General features: G+C 59.6%; 1 pseudogene. It reads right to left on the reverse strand.

The annotated features are described in order from the left end of the window. Positions 1–806, reverse strand: a pseudogene (locus tag ACCC84_RS23505) (IS91 family transposase); the annotation flags it as partial.

An 806-nucleotide genomic window follows, 5' to 3' on the forward strand; every position in this document is an offset into this window, starting at 1 on the left:
ATTGTAGACCTTCGGCAGCAGCGAGCCTCGCTTGCGGTTGGCCAGAAAACCGTAGTACCGCACCATTTTAAAATGCCGCGCCGGAATATGGCTGACGTAACGCTGCAGCATCTCCTCCTGGCTGATTTTCTGCCGTTTGTGCTGCTGCGTGCGGTGATCTTAATACTGATGCACCACGGCACCGCCGCGGTAGTGGCGCAGCTGTGAGGCCGCCACCGGCGGGCGCTTCAGATAACGGCCGAGGTATTTCACGCTGCGCCAGGCGCCGCGGGTCTTTTTGGCGAAGTGCACTTTCCAGCAACGCCGGTATTGTGCATGCAGGTAGCGGTACCCCCGATCTTCGTTACGGATATGGCCCAGGCCCGGCAGGGCGCCGGGATTGATGCGGGCGTAGTTGTCCCACAGCAGATAGACGACGGCATTGCGCCAGATGGCTTCCACTCCTTTCTTTTTAAAGAACAAATTACGCCAGGTGCTGTGTTTGACATCAAGTCCGCCGCGGGTAACGGAAACGTGGATATGCGGGTGCTGATTCAGCTGTCGGCCGTAGGTGTGTAGCGCGCAAAAGATGCCGACTTCGATCCCCTGTTGGCGCGCCCAGCGGAGCATGGCGCGGGTGGCGCTGCGAAACAGGTCATTGAGCAGGGGCCAGTTGTTGTTGAAGAACGGCCACAGCAGGTGAGGCATGGTAAACGTGATAGTGCTGCCAGTCGCAGTCGGGCAGGATGAGCTGCAGTTCGGCGATCCACTGCTCAGTGGCCTTGAGGCCACAGCTGCTGCAGGCCTTGGACTTGCAGCTCTGGCAG

This window comes from Serratia odorifera (genome assembly GCF_041448735.1).
Taxonomy (GTDB): domain Bacteria; phylum Pseudomonadota; class Gammaproteobacteria; order Enterobacterales; family Enterobacteriaceae; genus Serratia_F; species Serratia_F odorifera.